Consider the following 24,499-nt stretch of genomic DNA (forward strand, 5'->3'; position numbering starts at 1 on the left):
GTGAAGGAAGCCGCCTTCATCGAATCGCTGCGAGGGCTGGCGACCGATGCGGCGGCGCGGGGGCTGCTCGACGATGCCGCCGTCCTCCAGGTGGGCGGCGAGGCGCTGATCCTCACCCACGACATGATCGTCGAGGGCGTCCATTACCGGGCGGATGATCCGCCCGGCGACGTCGCCTGGAAGCTGGTCGCCGTGAACCTGTCCGATCTCGCCGCCAAGGGGGCGCGGCCGATGGGCGTTCTGCTCGGCTATGGGCTGGGCGGCGACGATTGGGACCGGGCCTTCGCCGAGGGGCTGGCGACGACCCTGGGCGCCTTCGGGCTGCCGCTGCTCGGCGGCGATACCGTCGCGATGCCGCAAGGCGCCCCTCGCGCGCTCGGCATGACGGCGATCGGCCTCGGCCAGGCTCGCGTGCCGGACAGGAGCGGCGCATGTACCGGCGACGACCTCTGGGTCACCGGGACGATCGGCGATGCCGGAGCCGGGCTGCGGCTGCTCCAAACGGGGGAGGCGGACCCGTCGGACTTGGTCGAGCGCTACCGCCAACCGCGCCCGCGGATCGATGCCGGGCAGGCGCTGGCGCCGATCGTCACCGCGATGATGGACGTGTCGGACGGCCTGCTCATCGACGCGAAGCGGATGGCGACGGCAAGCCGGTGCCGGGTATCGGTCGCGCTCGACGCGATTCCGCTGTCCGACGCCCTGCTCGCCCTGGACGGCGACGGCGAGGCGGCACGGCTGCGCGCGGCGACCGCCGGCGACGATTACGAGCTGCTGTTCGCGGCGCCGGCGGACGCTGCCGAGCCGCTGCTCGCGCTGGCGGAGCGAACCGGCCTTCCCTTCACCCGCATCGGCAGGTTCGCGGGCGGACACGGCCTGGAAGCGACGGCGGCGGGCGGGGCGATCCTGCTTCCCGAGACGCTCGGCTACGAGCATCGAGCAGGCGGCGCGCAGCCTGGCGACTGACGCGGTTCATCGTCGGGTCCGGCCAGGGCCCGACTGTTGAAACCCCTAGACATCCTCCTTAAGGTCCATGACACCTACGGGCGCGCCCGGCCTTGGGCGCGAGCCCCAATCGGCTCGAAAATTCAGGGGAAGGATTTTCATGACAGTCGTGCTCATCGCCATAGGCTGCGGCCTTGTGGCCGTACTCTACGGAATCATTACCAGCATGCAGGTGCTGCGCACCTCCGCCGGCAACGAGCGGATGGTCGCCGTCGCGACGGCGATCCAGGAGGGGGCCAAGGCCTATCTATTCAGGCAGTACAGCACCATCGGGATCGTCGGCGTGGTCGTCGCCGTACTGGTCTGGGTCTTCCTCGACCGGATGGGGGCGCCGATCTCGGCCGCGGGCTTCGTCCTGGGATCACTTCTTTCCGGCGCCGCCGGCTTCATCGGCATGAACATCTCGGTGCGCGCCAACGTCCGTACCGCCGAGGCGGCCCGCACCAGCCTGCAGCGTGGCCTGACCGTCGCGTTCAGCGCCGGTGCGATCACCGGCATGCTGGTCGCCGGGCTGGCGCTGCTCGCCATCTCGGTCTTCTTCTACTTCCTGGTCGGCATCCAGGGCCATCTGCCGAACGACCGGATCGTGGTCGAGGCGCTGGTCGCCCTGGCCTTCGGCGCGTCGCTGATCTCGATCTTCGCGCGTCTCGGCGGCGGCATCTTCACCAAGGCGGCCGACGTCGGCGCCGATCTGGTCGGCAAGGTCGAGGCCGGCATTCCCGAAGACGATCCCCGCAACCCGGCCGTGATCGCGGACAATGTCGGCGACAATGTCGGCGACTGCGCCGGCATGGCCGCCGACCTGTTCGAGACCTATGTCGTCACCGTCGGCGCGACCATGGTGCTGATCGCCCTGCTCGTCGCCACCGGCCCCGAGGAGATGCTGAGCCTGATGAGCCTGCCGCTGATCATCGGCGGCGTCTGCATCCTGACCTCGATCATCGGCACCTATTTCGTTCGACTTGGCGGCAGCCAGTCGATCATGGGCGCGCTCTACAAAGGCTTCTGGGTGACCGCGGCCCTGTCGATCCCGGCCATCTATTACGTGATGACCCAGACGCTGGGCGACCTCAATGCGGTCATCGGCGGCGCCGGCGAAGCGGCCGGCCTCGACGTCGCGCCGGACGTCGCCGCGGGCGCGGTCAGCGACGGCTTCACCGGCATGGACCTGTTCTGGTGCTCTCTGGTCGGCCTCGCCGTCACCGGCCTGATCGTCTGGATCACCGAATATTATACCGGCACCAACTACCGGCCTGTCCAATCGATCGCCAAGGCCTCCGAGACCGGCCACGGCACCAACGTCATCCAGGGTCTCGCCATCAGCCTCGAATCGACGGCGCTGCCGACGGTGGTGATCTGCGCCGGCATCATCGTCTCCTATCAGCTCGCCGGCCTGATCGGCATCGCCTTCGCCGCGACCGCGATGCTCGCGCTCGCCGGAATGGTGGTGGCGCTCGACGCCTATGGCCCGGTCACCGACAATGCCGGCGGCATCGCCGAGATGTCGGGAATGGAGGACGATGTCCGTACCCGCACCGATGCGCTCGACGCGGTCGGCAACACCACCAAGGCGGTGACGAAGGGCTATGCGATCGGATCGGCCGCGCTCGGTGCGCTGGTGCTGTTCGGCGCCTATACGACGGACCTCGAACATTATGCCGCCGAGCTCGGCATCGGCGCCGCGGGAATCGATTTCTCGCTGTCCAACCCCTATGTCGTGGTCGGCCTGCTGCTCGGCGCGCTGCTGCCTTATCTGTTCGGCGCGATGGGCATGACCGCGGTCGGGCGCGCAGCGGGCAATGTCGTGCTCGACGTGCGCGAGCAGTTCCGGTCGAATCCCGGCATCATGGACGGCACGTCGCGGCCGAACTACGCCCGGACCGTCGATCTCGTCACGAAGGCGGCGATCAAGGAGATGATCATCCCGTCCTTGCTGCCGGTACTGACTCCGATCGCCGTCTATTTCGTGATCGCCTGGATCGCGGGCACGGAACAGGGGTTCGCGGCTCTGGGGGCGCTGCTGCTCGGCGTCATCGTCTCGGGCCTGTTCGTCGCCATCTCGATGACCTCGGGCGGCGGCGCCTGGGACAATGCCAAGAAGTATATCGAGGACGGCAATCACGGCGGCAAGGGTTCCGAGGCCCACAAGGCCGCCGTCACCGGCGATACGGTCGGCGACCCGTACAAGGATACGGCGGGACCGGCCGTGAACCCGATGATCAAGATCACCAACATCGTCGCCCTGCTGCTGCTCGCGGCGCTGGCCGGCGGCGCTGGCTGATCCCGCTTCGAACGACCAGGAGAGGAGCCTCGCCGGGATACCGGCGAGGCTCTTTTTCTTTGAGCCTGCCTGCCGCGCGGAGGCGTCACCTTCCCTTTTTCACCTCGGGACGTTATGGCGGCCCGATTTTTTTCGAGGGGAAATGGGATTGGCGAAAGAAGAGCTTCTCGAGATGCGCGGCCAGGTGGTCGAGCTGCTGCCGAACGCGATGTTCCGCGTGCGGCTGGAGAACGGCCATGAGATACTCGGCCACACGGCCGGCAAGATGCGCAAGAACCGCATCCGCGTCCTGACCGGCGACGAGGTGCTGGTCGAGCTGACGCCCTACGACCTGACCAAGGGTCGGATCACCTATCGTTTCAAGTAAGACGGGCCGATGCGGCTCGTCTTGGCTTCCGCCTCCCCGCGACGGCTCGAGCTGCTCGCGCGGATCGGCGTCGTGCCCGACAGGGTCATCCCCGCCGAGATCGACGAAAGCCCGGCCCGCGGGGAGCGGCCCGCCGACTATGCCTGCCGCATGGCTGCCGAGAAGGCCGCCGCCGTTGTCGAGCCCGACGCGCTCGTGCTCGCGGCCGACACCGTGGTCGCGGTAGGACGCCGGATCCTGCCCAAGGCCGAGCAGGAGAGCGAGGGGCGCGCCTGCTTGACCCTGATGTCGGGCCGCCGGCACCGCGTCCTTTCGGCCGTGACCCTGCGCGATGCGACCGGACGCACCCGTCACCGCCTGTCGACGTCGATCGTGACCTTCAAGCGCTTGTCGACGGAGGAGATCGATGCCTATCTCGCCTCCGGCGAATGGCAGGGCAAGGCCGGTGGCTATGCCATCCAAGGGCGAGCCGAAGCCCTGATCCGCGCCCTTTCCGGCTCCCATTCCGGGGTCGTCGGCCTGCCGCTCTACGAGACTCGCGCGCTCCTGCTCGCCGCCGGCTACCCGGTCCTGTGAGCGAGTGGCTCTACGAGGAGGGTATCGGCGAGAATCGCGCCATCCTCGTCGAGGGTAACGACATCATCGAGGCGGCGATCGAGCTGCCCGGAGAGCTCCGGGCCGGCGCCGTGCAGCCGGCGCGACTGACGAAGATATGGGTGCCCGGCCGCCGCGGCCTTGCCTCGCTCGATGCAGGCGGCGAGGCGCTGGTCGAGCCGCTGCCGGCAGGCCTTACCGAAGGCGCGGTCTTGCACGCCGAAATCGTCCGCGAGCCAATCCCCGAGCCCGGCCGGCCGAAGCGCGCCCGCGTCCGCGCGACCGATGCGCCGCTGCGCGAAGGAGCGAGCCTGGCGCAGCGGATCGGTCGATTCGTCCGGCCTACGGCGGCGGGTGCCGACCGGTTCGAGCAGGCCGGATGGTCGGAGCTGCTCGAACAGGCGATGAACCGGGAGATTCCCTTCGCCGGGGGGGCGCTGCGGATGAGCGTCACTCCGGCCATGACTCTTTTCGACGTCGACGGTGGGCTGCCGCCGGCGGAGCTCGCCCGCGCCGGGGCAGCGGCGGCGGCGCGAGCGATCCGGCGGCTCGGTATCGGCGGGTCGATCGGCATCGACCTGCCGACCCTGCCGGGCAAGGCGGAGCGCCAGGCGGCCGCGGCGGAGATCGACGCCTGGCTGCCCCCGCCCTTCGAGCGAACCGCGGTCAACGGCTTCGGCTTCCTGCAGATCGTGCGGCGGCGCGAACGGCCGTCGCTGCCCGAGCTCCTCCAGGCCGATCCGGCCGGGGCCGCGGCGCGGGCGCTGCTGCGCCGGGCCGAGCGAGCGCCCGGCAGCGGCCCGGTGACGATCGAGGCGGCGCCGGCGGTGATCGCGCGGATCGAGGGCGAGAGCGATTGGCGGGAGCGCCTGCGCCGCCTGGCCGGCGCCGAGCTCGTCTTGCGAGCCGAAGCGGCGCTGCCCATATCGGGTGGGCATGTCCAGCGCAGTCACTCCTGAACGCGGCGAATCCTGTCCGCTCTGCGGTCGCCCCTCGGATCCGGTGCACCGGCCCTTCTGCGGCCAGGGCTGCCGAGACCGCGACCTGTTGAACTGGCTCGGCGACGCCTATCGGGTGCCGGGAGCGCCGGCGGCGCCCGACGATTTTGCGGGCGACCAAGACGGGCTGGACAGAGCGCGCTAAGCGCCTCTATAGCCGCGCTTCCGCGGCGACGCATGCGGTAGGCCCAGGTAGCTCAGTTGGTAGAGCACGTGACTGAAAATCACGGTGTCGGTGGTTCGATCCCGCCCCTGGGCACCATCCCCTGAATCGCGGCGCGCCCAAGCAGCTTCAGAACTCGCCAGAGGCGCTTTTCTGCGTTTCATGCGCCGCCTCGGTCGGAGCGCCTGTCATCCGACAGAGCCGATACTCTCGGGGTACGTTCTCAAACCTGCTCCGGCGGACATCCCAATGCCGCTCATCGCGGCGCCGTCCAACGGTTCCGCAGCTTTGCGCACCCGGTTGCGATCTTGCCTGAAAGTTGCTCGGTCGAACCGAGATCGAGGCTGTAGGGCTCGATGATGGCCGTGCCCCGGGGAACGGGCTCAGATTGACCCTCAGGCCTCCGCGGCGGGACCTTGGAAGCCGGGTGGCGGCGTCTCGCCATCAGGATCTCGACCATGCTGCCGATCAAGCCTCCGCATGATCGGCGTCACCGTCAATCCGTGCAGCAGGACCGAGAGCAGAACCACCAGTCCCACGATCGCCCAGAGCCGCTCCGCGCCGGCAATGGTCATGTGGTTCAGGCCGTATGCCAGATAATAGAAGGAGCCGATGCCGCGGATGCCGAAGAAGGCGAGCGTCAGCTTCTCGGATCTGTCCGCCGGAAATCCGGCGAGCCCGAGCAAGCCGGTGAGCGGCCGCACCAGGAGAAGGATCAGCACGGCCGCAACCATATCCACCGCCTGCAGGGAGGCGAACAACCCGCTGACAATGGCGCCTCCGAACAGCAGCAGCACCACCATCATCGCCAGCCGCTCGATCTGTTCGGTCAGGTTGTGCATCTCAAAGTGGAAGTCATGGTCGCGGTGCGCGGCCCGCAAGGTGAGCGCGGTGACGAACACGGCGAGAAAGCCGTAGCAGTTCACGATCTCGGTGAGACCATAAGAGACGAGGGTTGCCGAGATCGCGATGAGGCCGTCGCCGGTCTTGGCGAGCTTCGTCTCCGCCGGCACTTGGAAGGTGAGCCAACCGAAAAGTCTGCCGACCAGCCATCCGCCGACCACGCCCGCGCCGATCTCCCAAAGGACGCTTTGCGTGAACCACTTGCCCGCCCACGCCTCCCCCGTGGCCGCAGCGGCGCCCAAGGCAATGGCGAGGTTGACGAAGGGAAAGGCCAGACCATCATTGAAGCCCGCCTCCGACGTGAGGCCGAAGCGAACCTCGTCCTCCGCGCCGGATTTCGGCGGCCCGACCTGTACGTCCGCCGCAAGCACGGGATCGGTCGGCGCAAGGCAGGCGCCGAGCAGCAGCGCCGCCAGCAGCGGCAAGCCGAGCAGGTAGGTCCCGAGCGCGGTGATGGCCGCGATGCCAAGCGGCATGGTTATGGCGAGCAGCCGCCACGTGACCTCCCAGCGCCGCCAGCTGAAGATTCGGTCGAGCTTGAGCCCCGCGCCCATCAAGGCGACGATGACGACGAACTCGGTGACGCGCTCCGTCAGGGCCGGCCACTCGTACGGCAACGGACTGAGAGGCACCTGTGGTAGCGAGAAGACCGCCGCGCCGATGCCTATGCATAGTATCGGCAGCGACAGCGGCAGCCGACGAATGGCAAGCGGGAGCCATGCCACCAATGCGATGAGCAGCCCGGCTCCAGTGAGGATCAGAATATAGGGATCCGGGGGCCAGGAGAATGCAGGCATCGACGTCAGAACGTCGCGGGCAGACCGGTGTTCAAAAATCGTGGAGAACATCCATACGCTCCTGAGCCCCGATCTCCTCTATTGCGGATGCGAACCGCTCGCGCGGAGCGGGCGCCGGACATCGGTCAAGTCGGGAACCGGCTGTCGCACCACGCTTTCTCGACGAGAGGAGAGCGGCCATTGGAACCGTCCGGGGCTTTGCACATACGGGCTATTCGCCTCGTCGGCGCCACACCCGAGAACCGAAGCAAGCCGCTGCTCGACTTGGCGCTTCTCCTGCTCGTCCTCCTCTTCGCCGGGGCCGGACGAAGCTCGACCGCGACCCGCCGCGAACGCCTGGCGAGGCTCGACGAGGCGGGACGCGGCATCGGCCTCGGCGACCTGCCCGATCACCGGCCTCGCCGGCTGAAGCAGGAGAGAATGGAGGCATGAGCCCCTCTTTGCTCATCATCCTGCTTACGGTCGGGCTTTTCGTCCTGATCCACGTGCTCGGCGGGCGCCTCACGATGCTTTCGACGATCCCGCGGAGCATATGGCTCTCCGGAGCGGGCGGAGTAGCCGTCGCCTATGTCTTCGTGCACCTGCTGCCGGAGCTGGCGGACCATCAGCTAACACTTGGGGCACGCGCTCGAAGGAGTGGCTTTCTCGGATCGATCGAAAGCCACGCCTATCTCATCGCCCTATTCGGCCTTGCCATTTTCTACGGCATCGAGCGTTATGCGAGGTCCGCGTCCCATCGGTCTCCCGACGAAACGGGCGAAGCCGGCTCGATGAGCATTTTCTGGGTCCATCTCGGTGCCTTCGCACTTTACAATGTGCTGATCGGCTATCTGCTCGTGCACCGCGAGGAAACCGATCTGCGAGGCCTCATCATCTACGCAGTGGCGATGGGACTTCATTTCATGGTGAACGACCACGCGCTGCGCGAGCAGCATGGCCAGACCTATCATCTCTATGGTCGCTGGGTCCTGGCGGCGGCGGCGGTTGCCGGACTGCTCATTGGGCTCGCCACGGAAATTTCCGAACTGCTGCTCGGTGCGTTTTTCGCGTTCCTCGCCGGGGGCGTGATCCTGAACGTGCTGAAGGAAGAGCTGCCGAAGGAACGGCAGAGCCGCTTCTCGGCCTTTGCAGGCGGTGCAGGCCTCTACTCGGCCCTGTTGCTGTTCACCGCATGAACGGCGGCATCCGAGCGCGCCTGCAGGCCGTCCGCGCCACCTACTGGTTCGTGCCCGGGATCATGGCGCTGCTCGCCATCCTGCTGGGCGCCGTGATGATCTGGCTCGACGTTCGGCTCGGCAGCGGCTGGATAAAGGGGATCAGCTGGTATCAGCAGATCAGGGCGGACGGTGCGCGCGAGGTCCTGTCCACCATCGCCGGATCGATGATCACCGTCGCCGGCGTCGTCTTCTCGATCACGATCGTCGCGCTCTCCTACGCCTCGAGCCAATATGGGCCGCGCGTGCTCACCAATTTCATGAGCGATCGAGGCAACAAGATCACGCTCGGCACCTTCATCGCCACGTTTCTCTACTGCTTGATGGTGCTGCGTACGATCCGCGGCGGCGATGACGATTTCGTGCCGCAATATTCGGTCGTCGTCGCGATGCTGCTGGCGGTCTGCTCGATCGGCGTGCTCATCTACTTCATTCACCACGTGCCGCAGAGCATCCACATCAACAATGTCGTGGCCCGCATTGGCGAGCAGCTGGTCGCCGACACCTGCAAGCGCTTTCCCGCAATGATCGGCTCCGCCGCAGAGGAGCCGGAGCAAGATCGGCCGCCGGCGCTCGAGGGCACCATCGTGTCCGTGCCGAGCAAGGCCACCGGCTACATCCAGTCCATCGACCAGGAACGCCTCCTGCGTCTCGCGTGCGAGGGCGGTGCTCTCATCCGACTACGATATCGCCCGGGGGATTTCGTCATGGCCGGCCTGATCGTTGCGGACGTGGCCGCGGGCGAGCGCTGGGATGATTCCTGCACGAACGCGCTCGACGGCTGCTTCACCGTTGGCCGCAAGCGCGCACCGGACAGCGACCTCATGTTCCTGGTGAGCGAGCTGGTGGAAATCGCCGCGCGCGCGCTGTCGCCGGGCATCAACGATCCGATGACGGCGGTCACCTGCCTCGACTGGTTGGGTGCGGGGGCGCTGGAAACCGCCTCGCGCAAGCTGCCCCGAGCGGTTCGCGTGGATCCCGGCGGCACGCCGCGAGTGATTGCCCGCCCCGACGATTTCGCATCGTTCATCGCCTGCAGCTTCGGTCGGGTCCGGGACTATGCCGCCCGCGATCCGATCGCGAGCCTTCATTTCCTGCGCGTCCTGGGCGAAGTCGCGACCGGCTGTCGGCTCGAGAGCCAGATCGGCACCATCAGCGCGGAGGCGGCGCGCTTCGCCGAAGTCGCCGTCGGGCAGCTTCGTGGCGCCGCGGCCCGCTCCGTTCAGGAGCGGGCGGAAGAACTGCAGGCGTTCCTCTCCCGCGGCATAGGCCGGATCGATTCGACCCATGTGGAGTGGCTCGGCGGAAGCGCCTGAACGGCCCGCACATCAACGACGATCGGCATGCATGATACGCTGCCATGGAGCGATGATCAGCGTCCAGTACGGCGCGGGGAGCAGGAGACCCCCAGACTCTGCAGCGCCTTCTGCAACTTCGCGCTCGTGTAGGGCCGCTCGACGAAGCCGATGCAGCGATCCAAGGCAAAGCGAGCACGAAGCTCCTCCAGCTCACCCGCGCTCGCGATCAGCAGGGGGAGATCGGCATGGATCGCGCGGAGCTCGGCGACCAAGCCGTCGCCCGTTCGATCCGGAAGTGAATAGTCGAGCACGACAGCGTCGAAACCGCCCTGCGCAGAGCGTATTTTGGTCAGCAACTCCGTGGTGTTCGCCGCTTCGTCGACCGTGTAGCCGGACATTGCCAGCGCCTCGCCAGCGAGGGCTCGCACCGTCGCGTCGGCCTCGGCCACGATCACGCGACCCGTCTTTCCACGGTCGAGCACGTCTCGGACCTTCTGAGCGAGGGCCTGGTATGTGAACGGCTTGGCAATGAGGTCCACGCCGGGATCGAGGCGGCCGCCATGCACAATGGCGTTGCGGGTGTAACCCGAGGTGTAGACCACCTTGAGACTCGGCTGCCGCTCCCGCGCCGCGTCGGCGAGCTCGCGTCCGGACATTCCGGGCATGACGACGTCCGTGAAGAGAAGGTCCAGCGGCTCTTCCTGACGCTCCAGCAGGCGAAGCGCGGAAGGACCGTCATGCGCCTCGATCACTCGGTAGCCGAGCTCGCGCAGGCACTCCACGGTGTAGGCGCGAACATCGTCATCATCCTCGACGACGAGGATCGTCTCACGGTCGCGGCTTACTTCCAGCCCCGGCGTGAGCGTCGCCTCGTCGTCCGCCGCATCGTCACTCATCAGGCGAGGCAGATAGATCTTGACGGTCGTGCCGTGCCCCTCCTCCGTATAGATCTTCACATGGCCGCCCGACTGCTTGACGAAGCCATAGACCATGGAGAGGCCCAGACCCGTACCCTTGCCGACCTCCTTCGTCGTGTAGAAGGGTTCGAATACCCGGGAGGCGACGTCCTTCGACATTCCGACGCCGTTGTCGGTTACCGCAATCACGACATACTGGCCCGGCGCGACCTCGGCGTGATGAGCGACATAGCTGTCGTCCAGGCGGGCATTGGCGGTCTCGATCGTGAGATCCCCGCCCTGCGGCATGGCGTCGCGCGCATTCACCGCCAGGTTCAGGATGGCGCTCTCAAGCTGGTTGGGATCGGCTTCGATCCGCCACAGACCGGGGCTGGTGACGATCTCCAACTTCACCATCTCGCCCAAGGCGCGATTGAGCATGTCCGACATCGACAAGACCAGCTTGTCGACATCGAGCGGCTTGGGGGCGAGCGGCTGGCGGCGGGAGAAAGCGAGAAGACGCTGGGTCAGGGAGGCAGCCCGCTCCGCACCTTTCATCGCATTGTCCAGCGCCCGGCGGGCGCGGGGATCGAGCGACCCCGCCGCTTCCAGAGCGCGGCCCGCCATATCGATGTTGCCCGTCACGACGGTGAGCAGGTTGTTGAAATCGTGGGCAATGCCGCCGGTCAGCTGGCCTACCGCCTCCATCTTCTGCGCCTGCCGCAATGCCTCCTCGGCCTTGCTGCGCTCGGCAATCTCCTCCGCGACACGGGATTCCAGGCGCTCGTTCAGCTCGCGCAGCTCGGCTTCCACGCGCTTTCGGTCGGTTACGTCGACGGCGGTACCGATCACGCGCGTGCAGCGGCCGCCATTGTCGAACAGACCGCGCCCCTTGGCCGCGACCCAACGAACGATTCCATCTTCCTTGCCGATCGTCCGATATTCGACGTCGTAAAGGGCACGGAGCGCCGGGTCGCATGCGGCGGCGAAAGCGGAGCCCGTCGCTTCCCGATCATCCGGGTGCATCCCAAGGTAGAAGTCGTCCATGGAGACCGGCACGTCCGACGATATGCCGAACATCGCCTTCACCCGCGGCGGCCAAATCAGGACGTCGTTGACGACATCGACGTCCCAGAAGCCGACCTCCGCCGCCTCGGTCGCCAGCCGAAGCCGCTCCTCGCTTTCAGCGCGCGCCGCCTCGGCCGCACGTCGCTCGGTCAGGTCGAGCATCGCGCCGATCATCCGCACCGCTCGTCCGTCCGCGCCGCGAAGCACATGTCCTCGGTCCAGAACCTCGGCGTAAGTGCCATCGGCGCGGCGGAATCTGTATTCCGCCATCCAAACCGTGCCTTCGCCGTCGATCACAGCGTGGATCTCGCGATCGACACGCTCCCGATCTGCGGGATGAATGTGCTCCAGCCACCACTCGGCGCGGGTCTCGGTGAACCGGTGGCCAAAGAGAGTTCGAAGGGCCTCGTTCCAGATGACGTGGCCGTCCGCCATGCGCCAGTCCCAGATAGCGTCGTTCGTCGCCTGTGCGGCCAGCCGATAGCGTTCCTCGGTTTCTCGCAGCGTCTCCTCTGCCTTGCGCCGGTCGCTAATGTCGAAGGTGACGCCGGGAAAGCGAACCGGGCGGCCATCGTCGCCGGTGAGGCACCGGCCACGCGCTATGACCCAGCGCGCTTCGCCGTCGCGGCCGATAAGGCGATATTCGGCGCGGAACTCGCTTCCGCCCTCCATGGCTTCGTCGATCAAGCGGCCGACCGCCTCTCGATCGTCAGGGTGGATGCCGTCCAGATAATCGTTGACCGAAAGACCGGCTGTCGCACGTTCAGGGTCGAGACCGTACATCTTCGCGAAGCGCGCGCTCGTATACACCCTGTCCGCCGCGACATCCCAGTCCCAGGTGCCGATGCCGCCGGCTGCATCCAGCGCGAAGCGGAAACGCTCCTCATTGTCCGCGAGCTTGGCTTCCGCCTGCTTTCGCGCCGTGATGTCGATCGACGAGCCGACAAGCCCGACCACCTCGCCCGCCGTGTCCCTCAGGGGAGCCTTGGTGGAAAGCCAGATTGCCCGTCGCCCATCGGGGAAAGTGACCTCCTCCTCGATCTGCTCGGCGATCCCGGATGCCATGACGCGTTCGTCATTCGCCATCACGGCGGCCGCTTGCGCCTCGTCGTCGAGGAACTCGGCATCGGTCCTGCCAATATAGAGCTCCGGCGGCTTTCCGATCAGTTCGGTCGTGCCGCGATTCGCGACGAGCATGCGCCCCTGCCGATCCTTGGCGTAGACGACTCCAGGCACGGCGTCGGCGAAGGTGCGCAGCAACTCGGTTGCCCTATCCCTCTCCGCCTCGACGGCTCGCCTCTCCTCGATGTCGAGAAGAACGCCCGGGAATCTCAAAGGTGTGCCGTCATCGGCTCTTTCGACCCGTCCGTTCGCTTCGATCCAATAATAATGCCCGTCCGTGCGACGCACCCGATATTGGTGAGCATAGGACCCACCTCGAGCGATCGCCTCTTCGACAGCCGCCAGCACGCCCGCTTTGTCTTCGGGATGAATGGTGGCCATCATCTGCTCGAGGTTGAGGCCCTCGCGCCCCGCCTGAGGGTCGATACCGAATGCCTTCGCAAACTGCTCGTCGACGGCGAACTGGTCTTGCTGGATGTCGTAAAACCATGTGCCGATAATCGCGCCGGCGGCCAGGGCCAGCTTCACGCGCTCGGCGTCGGCGTGCGCTCGAGCTTCGCTTTCGCGAAGCTTCCGCTGCGCCAGCACCTGTCCGGTAATCTCCTGAAGTGCGCAGAAGAAGCCAGCTATGTCGCCGTCCTCGGCTCTCACGGGCGTGTAGGAGAAGGCGAAATGCGCTTCTTCTCGGAAACCCCTGCGATTCATCCAGAGCTCGATGTCATCCATCTGGACGGGGTCGCCACCGAAAGCCTGATCGACGATCGGGACCAGATCGTCCCTGATTTCGTCCCAGACCTCCAGGAAATCGCGGCCGATCGCCGCCGGGTGCTTGGACGCGAGAATTTCGCTGTAGCCGTCGTTGTAGAGAAGCGTTCGGCCGCTTCCCCAGACGACGAACATCGGCTGGCTCGCGCCCAGCATGACAGCCATCAGCGTCTTGAACGCGGGCGGCCAAGATTCGGGTGGACCGAGCGGTGTCGAAGACCAGTCATGCGCGCGGATCAGCCGTCCCGCCTCCCCGCCCCCTGCGAGAAACAGCGGAGGTGCTTGAGTGCCGTTGCTAGAGATAGCCATTCGCCGGGAGCTGCTCATGGTGTGACGCGCCAACCCTTATTCGCATGTGCCCCCCGGCGATGGGCCCTTAGCCTTGCCTGCACTGTTTAGCCAATACAGGCTCTTAGCGCCGAATGGGCTTCCGGAAATTCGGAAGGAAGAATGGCAGGCACGGGTTTGGGCGCTCGGCCGAACGGCCGGATGGAAGCGGAAAGTTCGGCAGGGCCATTGCTTCTGCAACCAGGCATTCGGTGACAACCGGATGGCGTGAACGGCGGCCGCCGCCTCAGACAGCGATCAGCTGCCGCCGCACGCTACCAGGGTGCACCGGTTAGCGCATCGAGGGGTGCCGAGATCGACCAAGCCGACGACCGAAAGCCCCGGATCTGCTCACCGAAGGCGTGCCGCCGCCTCCGGCGGCGCAGGTGCGGCGGTCTCTGCCGACGCCGCACCGATTACCGGGATGCTGCCGTCGCCGACGATGGCGAAGGCGGACCAGTAATAAGGGTGGGAGGTGCGCGGATCGTCCATCAAGGCGAGCTGCGACGCCTGCAGCGCCCGGGCCGTCGAGGTCCCCGCCGGCGCGGTGAACAGGCCGGAGATGAGGCGCTGCGTCGCCGAGAAATCGTCCGGCACCGGCCAGTGGCTGGCGAGGACGGAGCGGCCGCCGGCCCCGACGAAGGCGCGCACCAGGCCGTCCATCGCCGTGCCGCCGCCCGACGTGACGCCCGCCGCCCGCGTCGTGGCTTCGGTGGCGCCGCCGGCGGTGTCGCAGGCCGACAGGATGACCAGGTCGGCGTCGATCCTCAGATCGAATATCTCGGCGAAGGTGAGCAGGCCGTCGGAATCGGTCTCGCCGAACGAGGTGAGCAGGGCCGGAAGTGCCGGACATTCCGGACGGGGCGCCGTGACCAGCCCATGGGTGGCGAAGTGGACGACGCGATAATCGTCGATCGAGTCCATTCGGCGGATCTGGCTATCGGTGAAGGCCGGCCCGGTGATCACCTCGCCGCCGGCGCCGCCGTAGCGCGAGATCGCGCTCTGCGCCGTCACCAACTCGTCGGCCGAGATGGGCCGCGCCCAAGTGGCGAGCGGCCATTGGCAGGTCGAGCCGAAGGCGATCGAGGACCGCGTTCCCGATGACGCCAAGATCATGTCCACGGGCTGGTTCTGGCCGAAACCGAGATAGGCGCGCCGCGCCGCCGACGGACGGGCGTTGCGGATGTCCCGGAAGCCGCTGGCCGAGACCGCCGTCGTCACGTCGACACGGCGCCCGAGCCAGCCGATTCCGGTGAAGTCGAACGGATCGCCATTTTCCGCATTCGCCCGCGCTTCATAGGCGGCGACGCTGGCGCGGTCCGTGACCAGCAGGTTGAGCGGCAGGGTCAGCATGGCGCCGTCGGGCTCGAAGATCAGGTGGCGGACCGAAGCCAGCTCGCCGTCGACGGGACCAAGCAGGCGGCCATAGAGCTCCTGCGCACGGGCGACGTCGAAGGGATAAGTGACGTTCTGGCCGTTCTCGATCCTGTTGATCGACTCCCGGATGGCCGTGACAAGGCCGTCCAGCGCCGCTTCATCGAGGCCGATGTCGAAGGCCCGAGCACTGTTCCGACTGACGAAAAGACCGTAGCTGGCGCCTTCGAGGACGACGAGCTTCAGATAGGCCTCGCCGTCGCGCAGCTCGCTCTGGAGCGCGTCGAGCTCGATCGTGGGATCGGAGACGGCGCGGTAGCGCGGATATCGGGACAGCTCGGCCTGCGTCGCGACCTGCAGCGTCTGCAGGGAGGCGAGGCGCTGCTCGAGCTCCGCGATGCGAAGGCTATCGGCGCTGCTTCGCGACTCGCGGCTGGCGAGCTCGGCCAGCACCACGCGCGTGCGCTCGACATCGCGGGCGAGGTTCAGCGAGCGCCGGAACAAGGCGGCCGCCTCGTCGCTGCCGCCGGACAATTCGCGCGCGAGCACCGCCTGGGTCTGGGCGACGCCGGGCCGCACCAGCACCTGCCCCGCCCGGAACATCTCGGCGATGGCGGCGGGATCGGCGCTGCGGCGCGAAAGGATGGCGAGATAGGGTCCGATCAGCCGCTTGAGCGCAGGCGACGGCGCCTGCTCCGCCAACTCCACGACCATCCGGTAGAGCGCCACGGCCTCGTCCTCGCGGCCGGCCCGGGCGAGGAAGCTCGCCAGGAGGGCGCGCGTGGACAGCAGCGCCGGCGAGGCCGGATAGCGGCTTTCGACGAGGGCGACGGCGCTGCGATACTGACGCTCCGCCTCGGCGGCATCGCCTTCCGCCTCTGCGATGGCGGCGAGCTCTCCCATGATCTGCGCCCGCATCCAGGCGACCGAGCCGATGCGGCCGCCGCGGACCGCGGCAAGCCGATCGAGCGCCTCGCCGAGCGCCGCGCGCGCGCCAGCGGGATCGCCGGCCAGCCGATGGACCGCGCCGCGAAGTTGCGACGCCTGGCCATCGAGGGTTTCGGCCCGCTCCGCCGGAAGCAGTCGTTCGCCGACCTGAGCCAGTCCGCCGGCGCCTTCGGCTTCGGCGTTGAGCCGCTCGGCGAGCTCCCGATCGATGGTGAGGCGCTCGAGCTCCGCGGTCTCGAGGCGCGCGGCGGCAGGAAGCGGTGCCGAAAGCACGGCCAGCGCCGCCTGTCCGTCGCCCTGGTTCAGCTGATGGATGGCCTGGTAGTTGCGGCGCATCCGGAGCAGGACCGGATCGGCGGCGATCATCGGCGCCGCCTGCTCGAACAGCTCGTCGGCGCGGGCATGATGGCCGAGATTGGATTGCTGGAGCGCGGCGTTGAGCAAGGCCTCGGCGCTTCCCGGCGTCGGCCCATCGCCGCGGCCCGCGGCGGCGAAGAATTCGGCGGCAGCGGCGAAATCCCCGGCATTGCTGCGGCGATAGGCCTCGGCCAGCGCCGCCTCCGGCGAGAGCTGCGCCGCCTGGGCACGGGCGAAGTCGGCAGCGCCGCTCCCCCGGGTCACGGCAATCTCGACCGGCTGGTCCACCGGGCGATCGAGCAGGATCGTCTGCAAGCCGACGCCGAGCGCGCTCTCATAGCCCGAGACGCCATGCGCGGCGTAAACCCTGTCGTCCCGGTCCAGCAGATAGGCGGTCCGCGCCGGCAGGGTCTCGGTCGCCGCACAATTCAGGACGCGAACCTCTCCGGCCTCCGGCAGCGTCACCGGCGCCCCCGGCGCGCATCGGGAGTCGCGCTGAATGCGCGCAAGGGCCGCCTCCGAATCGCCGCGCAGGACGAACAATTCGCCGACCGGCGCGGTCGCGTCGCGACAGACCAAGGCATAGGTGCGGTCGAACATGCCGTCACCGCGACGGGCCTGAAGCAGCTGAGCCGAGCAGAGGGCATTGGCGCCGACCTGGAAGCTGTCGTCGAGGCTGACCGGGCGCGACTGGGACCAGGCGGGCACTGCCGTCAGCAAGGCGGCGGTCGACAGGACGAAGTTCTTGAACGTCACGGTCATGGCTCCTGCTGATCCTCATCGTCTTCGTCATCCTGATCGGCGCCGGCGCGCCACAGCGCGGCATCGCCGCCGCTCGCGACCGCCTGGTCTATCGCCGCGTCGATCACGAGGTCGGCCGTGTCGATCAGGGTGGGGAAGGCGGCGCCGAAGGCCACGTCCCGATCTTCCTCGCCCGGCTCGAAGGTGACCACCTGCGCGAGCGGCCCCGAAATCACTTCCGAGCCGACGATCGCGCCGCCCTCGACCTGACCGAGCCCAGGCCGGGCCGGCAAGCCGGTGTTGACGAAGAGGCCGTTGAACTCGGAATCGTCGCTGTAGGTGATGGCCGGCGCCTCGCCGAACGCGATACCGTCGAAATAGGCTGAACCGGTGACGACGTTGCCGCTCGCGTCGAGCCCGGCGCCATAGGCGATCACGCGCAGCTGGACCGCTTCGTCATCGTCATCCTCGAGCGCGAAGACCAAGCCGGGCACCCGAGTCGCGACTCCGCCGAAGGTGGTGTCGTCGCCGCTATTCTGGATGAAGACGGCCTTCGGCGGCTCGCCCGGCTCGCCGTCGAAGCTGAAGACGATGGTGGCGGCCTGGAGATAGCCCTCGGGATTGTTCGGGCCGCTATTTTCCGCCAGCGCCTCCGCCAGGCCCTCGAAATCCGGATCCTGCCTGATCCGGGCGGCGAGCTCGGCATCGGCGACGATGGTGGTCGCCGCCTCGATCTCCAGCCGGCCGGCCAGCGTCTCGCCGTCATTGACGCTGATCGAGCCCGTCGGGGTGATCACCTCGAGGACACCGTCTGCCGCGTCGATCGACAGGGTGTCGCCAGAGCCGGCCAGATAGACCAGCGCGCCCTGGACGCTGACATTGTCGGCTTCCAGTTCGACGAAGGACGGGCCGTCATCGGGGGAGCCGGTGATGGTGAGATCGCGCACGACGATGTCGCCGCCGTTGAAGCCGATGCTCTCGCCCTCGATCCGGGCCGCCTCGGCCTGGGTGAGCGTATAGCCTGGCCCCTGTTCGTCTCCACCCAAGGTGACGACTTCGCCGGTGTCGTTGGCGTTCAAGGACAGGTCAAGCGCGCCGATCCGGGCCCCTTCGAGGATCTCGATATCGTCGGAGGCGAGGGAAAGGGTCTGCGCGCCGAGATTGATGATCTCGTCGTTGACGCCGGAAATGGTGATCGCCCCGTTGAGGCTGGAGAAGCTCACGAGGGCGGTCGGCGTGTCGATGTCGGGGCCGCCGAGAATTTGGCCGGATCCCGTCGTGCTTATCTCGATATCGCCGTCGACCGTGAATTGAGCCGTTTCAAGGAAGCTGATCAACCCGCCCGTCGAGACCTGCGAGGCCGCCGGCGTCAGCTGGCCAGGAGTATCTTCGAGAGCGGCGACCTGGATATTCGTGAAAACCGCCTCGCCGACCGGGACCACGAGGTCGACCGTGCCCGGCGTGCTCGTCGCGACGTCGCCCTGCGTGGTGATGTCGCCGTTCAGGCTCTCCACCAGCACGGTGCCGACGCTGCCGAAGGCGCCCGCCGCGGTCTCGACCAGGAGATTGCCGCCGGTCGCCGCCCCGGCGCCGCCGCTCGCCCCCGCGCCGCCCAACGTCCGGACCTGAATGTTGACATCGGCGATTTCGATCGCGCCCGCCGTCGAAAGGCCTGCCTGCAGGCCCGTCGCGTCGCCGCCCGTGCTTCCGGCCCCGCCCTGCGCGTCGGAGATCAGGTCGACATCGTTGCCGATGACGAGCCCGCCGCTCGTTGCGGTCACGTAGGCGACGCCCGAGCTGGCGTCGCCGCCCGCCCCGGCGCCGGCCGGACCTGCGCCCCCTGCGCCGCCGGTGGCGGAGGAAAGGGCGACGGCGGTGTCGAACTGCATCACCGAGCCGAGCAGGCTGCTCGTCGCATCGCCGGTGAACGATCCCAGCTGGGTCGTGCCGCCGAAGGCGGCGCCGCCGGCACCGCCCGCCTGGCCCGCTCCGCCGACACCGCCCGCGCCGCCGGTGCCGACCGCCTCGAGCCGGATGTCGGTCAGCGCGAGATTGGCCTGTTCGCGGCCGGCGAGCACGAAGGCGCCCCCCGAATTGATCGCACCGTCGAACAAGCCGGCCCGCGCTTCGCCGCCGGCTCCGGCCGCGACCGAGCCTCCGTCGCCGGCGCCGCCGGCGCCGCCGGTCGCATTGGCGGTCACCGTCGCGGCGGCGCCGATCAGCCGGCCGATGCCCGGCGACTGCGCCTGCACGTAGGCGGTGCCGCCCTCGGCCGCGCCGCCCTGGCCGCCGAAGCCCTCCGAAGCGTTGCCGCCGACGCCGTCGGCGCTCGCGACGATATCGCCGTCGACCTGGATTTCGCCGCCCAGCGTGATGATTCCCGCATTGCCCGCAATCGCGTCGCCGCCGGAGGTCCCGTTGCCGCCGGCTGCGTCCGCGCTGACGGTCGCATTGCCGAGCGTGAGGTTGCCATTCTCGGCGAAGATCTGAGCATTGCCGCCGGACCCGTTGCCACCCGTACCGGGATCCGAACCCGGGATGCCGCCGATGCCGAACCCGCCCTGGCCGGCGGCGGAGACCGCAACGTCGCCGGCGGCGAACAGGGTGCCGCCATTCACCCCGATCACGGCAAGCCCGCCGGTTCCGGATCCGCCACCGCCATAGCTGTCGGAGCCGCGCGCGTCGGCGGATGCGGTCATCGCTCCATCGATGGTGATCTGCCCGCCCGAGGAGGCAAATATCTGGGCGTCGCCGCCTGTCGCGTCGCCGGACAGGTTGCGGACGCCGTCATTCGCGGCCCGCGCGTTCGCGCTGACCTGGGCGTCTCCCCCGATGGCGATCGTGCCGCCGTCGGCAGCGGTAATGCGGGCGACGCCGCCCTGCGCGTCGAGCTGAGCGGTCACGGCCAGATTGGCCACGGTGAAGTTCTTGATGTCATCCGCCGAGACGATCGCCGACCCGCCGATCGTGATGCTTTCGCCGGCGCCGGCAACGATGCTGGCATTGGAGAAGCCGGCGATCCGGACGTCGGAGTCGAAGTTCACCGAACCTGTGGCCGATGCGTCGACCGTGAAATCGGTCGTGGCGAGGCCGGTGACGCCGGAGGAATAGCCGCCGCCGACGATGCGGACGCTGGCATTTCCCTCATTGTTGCCGGCGCCGCGGAAGGCATCGGGGAATTCCCTGCCGCTGACGTCGAACCCAGCGGAGAGAATGACCTCGCCGTTGACGATGCTGGCGCTGGTCGCCGGGTCGAAGCCGAGATTGCCGGAGAAGACGAGCTGCACCGCCTGGGCCTGGCCGACGCCGACCGCATAGATGGCCTGGTTGGCATCCGTGCCGGTGCGTGCCGGGCCGCCGGTACTGCCGCCATGCTCGATGATCGTTCCGGCAACCGTCGTGCCGGTGGTGACGACGATGTCGAAAAGGCCTTCGACGAGGGTGATGTCGACCGATTCGGCGGCGACATAAGCGGTCGAGCCGTTGATCCGGGCATTGCCGTTCATGACCACCCGCGGCGCGACCATGGCGAGGAAGCTGTTCTCCGCTGTGGCGTTGATCAGCGCACCCGGCTGCACCTCGACCCGTGCCTGGCTTCCCGGCGCCGCCGTCAGGCTGAGGGCGCCATTGCCGCTGCCGAAGTCCTGGAAGCTTCCTGGATCGAGATCGGCCGCGCTGAGGATCAGGTTGCCGACGTCGAAGACGGCGGTGCTGCCGACCAGGAGGCCGTTGGGGCTGTAGAAGGCGACGGTGCCGCCGCGCACATTCCCGGCTCCGGTCTGCAGCTGGCTGATGATATTGCCGTTGAGCTCGACCACCCCGGTGCCGGTCGGCACGATGCGGTTGAGGATGACGAATCCGCCGGCCCCGGGCGTATCCTGGAAGATCGCCGTATTCCCCGCCGGCAGGAAATCGATGAGACCGCCCGGCCCCTCGATGGGAGTCCAGTCGACGATCGCATCATCGATGACGGTGATGGTCTCCTGGCCGGGAATGGTACGATCGAAATTCACCTGGCCGGCGGTCACCGACGGGCTTCCGCTGAACGCCTGCGCAAAAGCCGCGCTCGTCCAGGTGCCGCACATCGCCGCCAAGGCGGCGGCGGCGCAGCCGGCGCGGAGGCCGAGCCTGCCGCGGGCGGACCTCCGGGAGCGGTCATGCAGCATCATCAGAAACTCCAGGGAAGAAGCTTGGTGGTAAGCGAGAAGAGCAATCGGACGTCACCGCGATCCGCCTGCAGGCCGGCGCGCTCGAGCGGGACGGCGAGGGTGACGTCGGCCTGGATGCGGTCGCCCCACAGCGCCCGAACGCCGCCGCCGATCGACATCAGCCGCCTGTCGCCGAACGCCGGATCCTCGTTCCACACCCGCGCGACGTCGAAGAAGGCGTAGGGCTGGAACCGGAAGTCCTCGCGCGTGGCCGGGACCAGGCTGCCGACCCGCACCTCGATGGTGCTGCCGACGCCGCTGTCGCCGAGGATGGTTCCGGGGTCGTAGCCCCGCCCGATGGTGAAGTTGCCGGCGGAGAATTCCTCGAAGGCGAGCAGCGGGTCTCCGGAATATTGCGCCCGCGTCTCCAGCGCGAAGGTGATCATCGGCGTTGGGCGCAGCTCGGCCGTCCCGACGAAGCGGATCAGGGTTCCGGTCGGATCAGCGAGGATCCGGCTGGGCGGCGCCGCTCCCCCGGCGAGGCAGGCGGCGGGGGCGGTGCGGCAATCGGACGAGGCGCCAAGGACGTCGAGGCCCTGGCGCAGCTCGATCAGGCCGCGGCCCGCCCAGCGCGGTTGGGCGGGGGAATAGCCGTTGCCGAACGACAGGCTGGAGGGGTCGACGCTCTCGAAGGCGAGCCGGCCGAACAGCACCCGCAGCCGATCGCGGGTGAGCGGGGCGTCGTTGAAGTCGACATCCTGGTCGACCAGGTCGAAGCCCAGGCTTCCCCTCAGGGAGACGTCCCGCCGCCGCAGGAACGGATAACTGGCCTGCAGCGTCGCAAAAAGCGTCTCCGAATCGACGTCCACGTCGGCGAGCCCCACATCGGGATCGCCCCAGCTCCCGGTGACCTGCGCCGAGACAGCGAGGCCCTCGCTGCCGATCCGGAAATCGTGGCCGAGCTGGAGGGTCTGCTGCTCGCGAAAATCCGCGGTGGTGAAGGCGGTGAGGGTGGTGCGGTCGCCGAGCCCGGTAAGGCCGTACAGCTCGGCGCTGACCAAGCCGCCGATCCGTCCGAGGGCCCGCGATCCGTAATTCTGCACGTTGGCGACAAGGACCGCCGGCGTGCGCAGCACGGCCACTTCGCCGACCAGCTCGCCGGGGCCGGTGCCCGCCGAACGGAGCGTCAGGCGAACGTCGTAGCCGGGCACATCGCCGGCGAGCAGCAGGTAGCGCTCGGCGGTGTTTCGGTTGAAGGCTTCGTCGTCGGCGAGGCGCCGCAGATAGCCGGCCAGTCGCCGTTCGGACGGCCCTGCATCGCCGCGGACCCGGACGGCGACGACGCGGCCAAGCACGACCCGGAATCGCGCTTGTCCATCGCCCAATCCCTGCTCCGGTATCTCGACCACCGCCAGATAGCCGGCGGCGTTGAGCAGCGCCGTCGCGCGGTCGCGAATCCGGCACATGATCGAAACGGGCTGCTCGGCGCCGAGCAGGCCGGAATGCGCGTCCGCCAGAAGCTCCGGCGATACCGAGCCGAGTCCTTCGAACTCGACGGCGTTCAGCGTCACCCGGATGTCCGCGTAGCGCGGGTCGTCGAGCGCGCAAGGCGCGGCTGGAAGGTCGCTTTCGACCTCCAGCCGCGCCCGCCGGTCGGGAACCGGTCGAACCGGGACGCGCTCGACCTCCTCTCGCGTCGGCGGCGCGACCGGAGTCGACTGCGCGAAGACTCCGGTCGCCTGAACCGCCAGCGCGAAAGCGAGCATCAAGCCCGCCATCCTGGGCGCCCCCCGACCCCGGCATTCGTCCCGCGATCGACCTTCGGTTGCCCCCAACATGCCTTCCCCCGCAACGGCTTCGCCGACGGGGCACCCTCGCAAGGGCCACCCCGCCTTGCGCGGCGATTCTACGGAAGACGCTCCTCGCGCCTCATCCCCTGAACAGGGTATGCGGGGGAGAAATTATGGGATTGCGCGGGTTTGCCGCTCCGATCCGAACCGAATGGCGGCACGTGCCGAGAGACCGCAGCCGATTCAGCTATGCGGCTGGAGCTTGGGCAAGGCGCCGACGATCATCACCAGCTCCGACTGACGGCTGCATCCCAGCTTGGCGAAGATCGCCTTGAGTTGAGAATGGACCGTTCCGGGCGCAACGCCACGCTCCTCGGCGATGAGAGCCGGCGGAACGCCCTCGGCAAGACGCACCGCCACATCCGCTTCGGCTGTGGTCAGTCCGTGTAGCTCCCGAAGCCGGCCGGACATGCTGAGGTCCTTTATCTCCGGATCCGCGAGGACGACCACGACCCTTCTCCGCCCCTCCTGGCAAGTGGAGAGGATCGATAGCTCGTACGGGCGCCCGGCGGCACGGTGGACGAGGATCGCCGTGGCTTCCAACTCCGACGGTGCCACAGCCATGTCGATAGCCTGCTGGAGCGCCTTCTGGTCCACGGGCCGAAGCGCGCGCAGCCGGCCCTCCCGGATCGTCAAGCCATCGGCCCGGGCCAATATCGTCTCGGCGGAGGCATTCGCGTGAAGAAGCCGACCGGTCACGTCGAGGGTCATCACGGCATGGCCGAGCACATCGAGTCCCGCTGTTGCATCGTCGGAGAGCTGCTGCGTGGCGACCAGCTTACTGCGGATCGCCACCATCCGACGAAGATGGACGAAGATGTCCTCCACCCAGGCGACCGTCTCCGCATCGAAGGCATCCTGGGTCCGGCCGCGATGGAAGCCGATCTCCGCCCTGAGGGTCTCGGTCCGCAGAACGCCGCCCAAGGCACGGAACGAATCGTCGCCCATCGGCCTGATCCACTCATTGTAGAGTCGGCCGCGGGCATATTGGGCCGGCGCCACGATCTGCTCGAGATCCCAGACCCGGTTCAGCCGATCGGGGCGGTTGACCGCAGCCGACCAGAGATCGGCATCGGCGAAATGGCGATCATAGGCCTCCATCTGCTCGGCGGTGAAATAGCCGGAATAGGAGACCTCCTCGGTCTGCTCCCGCAGGTCCTTCCAATGAAAGACTCCGGAGCGGGCGCCGATCGCCTGCGCCAGGCTCGCCGCGAGCTCGGCGAATGCCCCGTCGTCCGTCGCCGCGTCGTAGATGGATTCGGCCTTGAACGGTTTCACCATGC

At 68.0% G+C, this 24,499-nt stretch carries 15 protein-coding genes and 1 tRNA gene; 10 read left to right on the forward strand and 6 right to left on the reverse strand.

Going from position 1 to position 24,499, the window contains the following annotated elements; all coding sequences use genetic code 11:
• The 7 genes from thiL (at window position 1) to DDE10_RS10835 (ending at window position 5,507) form a co-directional block, all read left to right on the forward strand.
• Window positions 1-966 (forward strand): thiamine-phosphate kinase, encoded by a 966-nt coding sequence (gene thiL / locus DDE10_RS10805; RefSeq protein WP_114952792.1) that lies wholly within the window; start codon window positions 1-3, stop codon window positions 964-966.
• 139 nt (window positions 967-1,105) lie between these two features.
• Window positions 1,106-3,286: a sodium-translocating pyrophosphatase gene (locus DDE10_RS10810; RefSeq protein WP_114952793.1), complete on the forward strand. Its 2,181-nt coding sequence runs from the start codon at window positions 1,106-1,108 to the stop codon at window positions 3,284-3,286.
• 148 nt (window positions 3,287-3,434) lie between these two features.
• Window positions 3,435-3,653 (forward strand): translation initiation factor IF-1, encoded by a 219-nt coding sequence (infA, locus tag DDE10_RS10815; RefSeq protein ID WP_114952794.1) that lies wholly within the window; start codon window positions 3,435-3,437, stop codon window positions 3,651-3,653.
• A 9-nt stretch (window positions 3,654-3,662) separates the two neighbouring features.
• Window positions 3,663-4,229, forward strand: coding sequence for a Maf family protein (locus DDE10_RS10820; RefSeq protein ID WP_114952795.1), 567 nt, complete (start codon window positions 3,663-3,665; stop codon window positions 4,227-4,229).
• The gene (locus DDE10_RS10825; RefSeq protein WP_114952796.1) at window positions 4,226-5,206 is read left to right on the forward strand and encodes a ribonuclease; all 981 of its coding nucleotides are present in this window, start codon (window positions 4,226-4,228) and stop codon (window positions 5,204-5,206) included. The genes DDE10_RS10820 and DDE10_RS10825 overlap by 4 nt, the downstream gene beginning before the upstream one ends.
• The gene (locus tag DDE10_RS10830; RefSeq protein WP_114952797.1) at window positions 5,184-5,390 is read left to right on the forward strand and encodes a DNA gyrase inhibitor YacG; all 207 of its coding nucleotides are present in this window, start codon (window positions 5,184-5,186) and stop codon (window positions 5,388-5,390) included. Before DDE10_RS10825 ends, DDE10_RS10830 begins: the two co-directional genes overlap by 23 nt.
• 41 nt (window positions 5,391-5,431) lie before the next feature.
• A tRNA-Phe gene (locus tag DDE10_RS10835) sits at window positions 5,432-5,507 on the forward strand.
• Between the two features lie 296 nt (window positions 5,508-5,803).
• On the opposite strand, the gene DDE10_RS10840 is transcribed toward DDE10_RS10835, so the two are convergent.
• Window positions 5,804-7,108 carry a cation:proton antiporter gene (locus tag DDE10_RS10840; RefSeq protein WP_114953000.1) on the reverse strand — a complete coding sequence of 435 codons (1,305 nt, stop codon included), beginning with the start codon at window positions 7,106-7,108 and terminating at the stop codon, window positions 5,804-5,806.
• Between the two features lie 180 nt (window positions 7,109-7,288).
• On the opposite strand from DDE10_RS10840, the gene DDE10_RS10845 reads away from it, so the two are divergent.
• From DDE10_RS10845 to DDE10_RS10855, 3 genes are read left to right on the forward strand one after another with little or no spacing between them, the layout of a single operon-like run.
• Window positions 7,289-7,540, forward strand: coding sequence for a hypothetical protein (locus tag DDE10_RS10845; RefSeq protein ID WP_162806548.1), 252 nt, complete (start codon window positions 7,289-7,291; stop codon window positions 7,538-7,540).
• An 8-nt stretch (window positions 7,541-7,548) separates the two neighbouring features.
• Entirely contained in the window at window positions 7,549-8,283 is a 735-nt protein-coding gene (locus tag DDE10_RS10850; RefSeq protein WP_284734586.1) for a hypothetical protein, read from the forward strand.
• Window positions 8,280-9,638 (forward strand): DUF2254 domain-containing protein, encoded by a 1,359-nt coding sequence (locus tag DDE10_RS10855; RefSeq protein WP_114952800.1) that lies wholly within the window; start codon window positions 8,280-8,282, stop codon window positions 9,636-9,638. The genes DDE10_RS10850 and DDE10_RS10855 overlap by 4 nt, the downstream gene beginning before the upstream one ends.
• 56 nt (window positions 9,639-9,694) lie before the next feature.
• Here DDE10_RS10855 and DDE10_RS23800 read toward each other — a convergent pair whose 3' ends face one another.
• From DDE10_RS23800 to DDE10_RS10890, 5 genes are all read right to left on the reverse strand, one after another.
• Window positions 9,695-13,636 (reverse strand): hybrid sensor histidine kinase/response regulator, encoded by a 3,942-nt coding sequence (locus DDE10_RS23800; RefSeq protein WP_284734587.1) that lies wholly within the window; start codon window positions 13,634-13,636, stop codon window positions 9,695-9,697.
• A gap of 513 nt (window positions 13,637-14,149) precedes the next feature.
• The gene (locus DDE10_RS10875) at window positions 14,150-17,239 is read right to left on the reverse strand and encodes a CHAT domain-containing protein (RefSeq protein WP_114952801.1); all 3,090 of its coding nucleotides are present in this window, start codon (window positions 17,237-17,239) and stop codon (window positions 14,150-14,152) included.
• A complete protein-coding gene (locus DDE10_RS10880; protein WP_114952802.1) occupies window positions 17,236-21,387 on the reverse strand; it encodes a beta strand repeat-containing protein in 4,152 nt (1,383 codons plus the stop codon). Before DDE10_RS10880 ends, DDE10_RS10875 begins: the two co-directional genes overlap by 4 nt.
• A complete protein-coding gene (locus DDE10_RS10885) occupies window positions 21,387-23,144 on the reverse strand; it encodes a ShlB/FhaC/HecB family hemolysin secretion/activation protein (RefSeq protein WP_162806550.1) in 1,758 nt (585 codons plus the stop codon). The genes DDE10_RS10880 and DDE10_RS10885 overlap by 1 nt, the downstream gene beginning before the upstream one ends.
• 255 nt (window positions 23,145-23,399) lie before the next feature.
• A complete protein-coding gene (locus DDE10_RS10890; RefSeq protein ID WP_114952804.1) occupies window positions 23,400-24,497 on the reverse strand; it encodes a helix-turn-helix transcriptional regulator in 1,098 nt (365 codons plus the stop codon).
• Between the last annotated feature and the right edge of the window lie 2 nt (window positions 24,498-24,499).

Source organism: Sphingosinicella terrae (assembly GCF_003347635.1).
Lineage (GTDB): Bacteria > Pseudomonadota > Alphaproteobacteria > Sphingomonadales > Sphingomonadaceae > Allosphingosinicella > Allosphingosinicella terrae.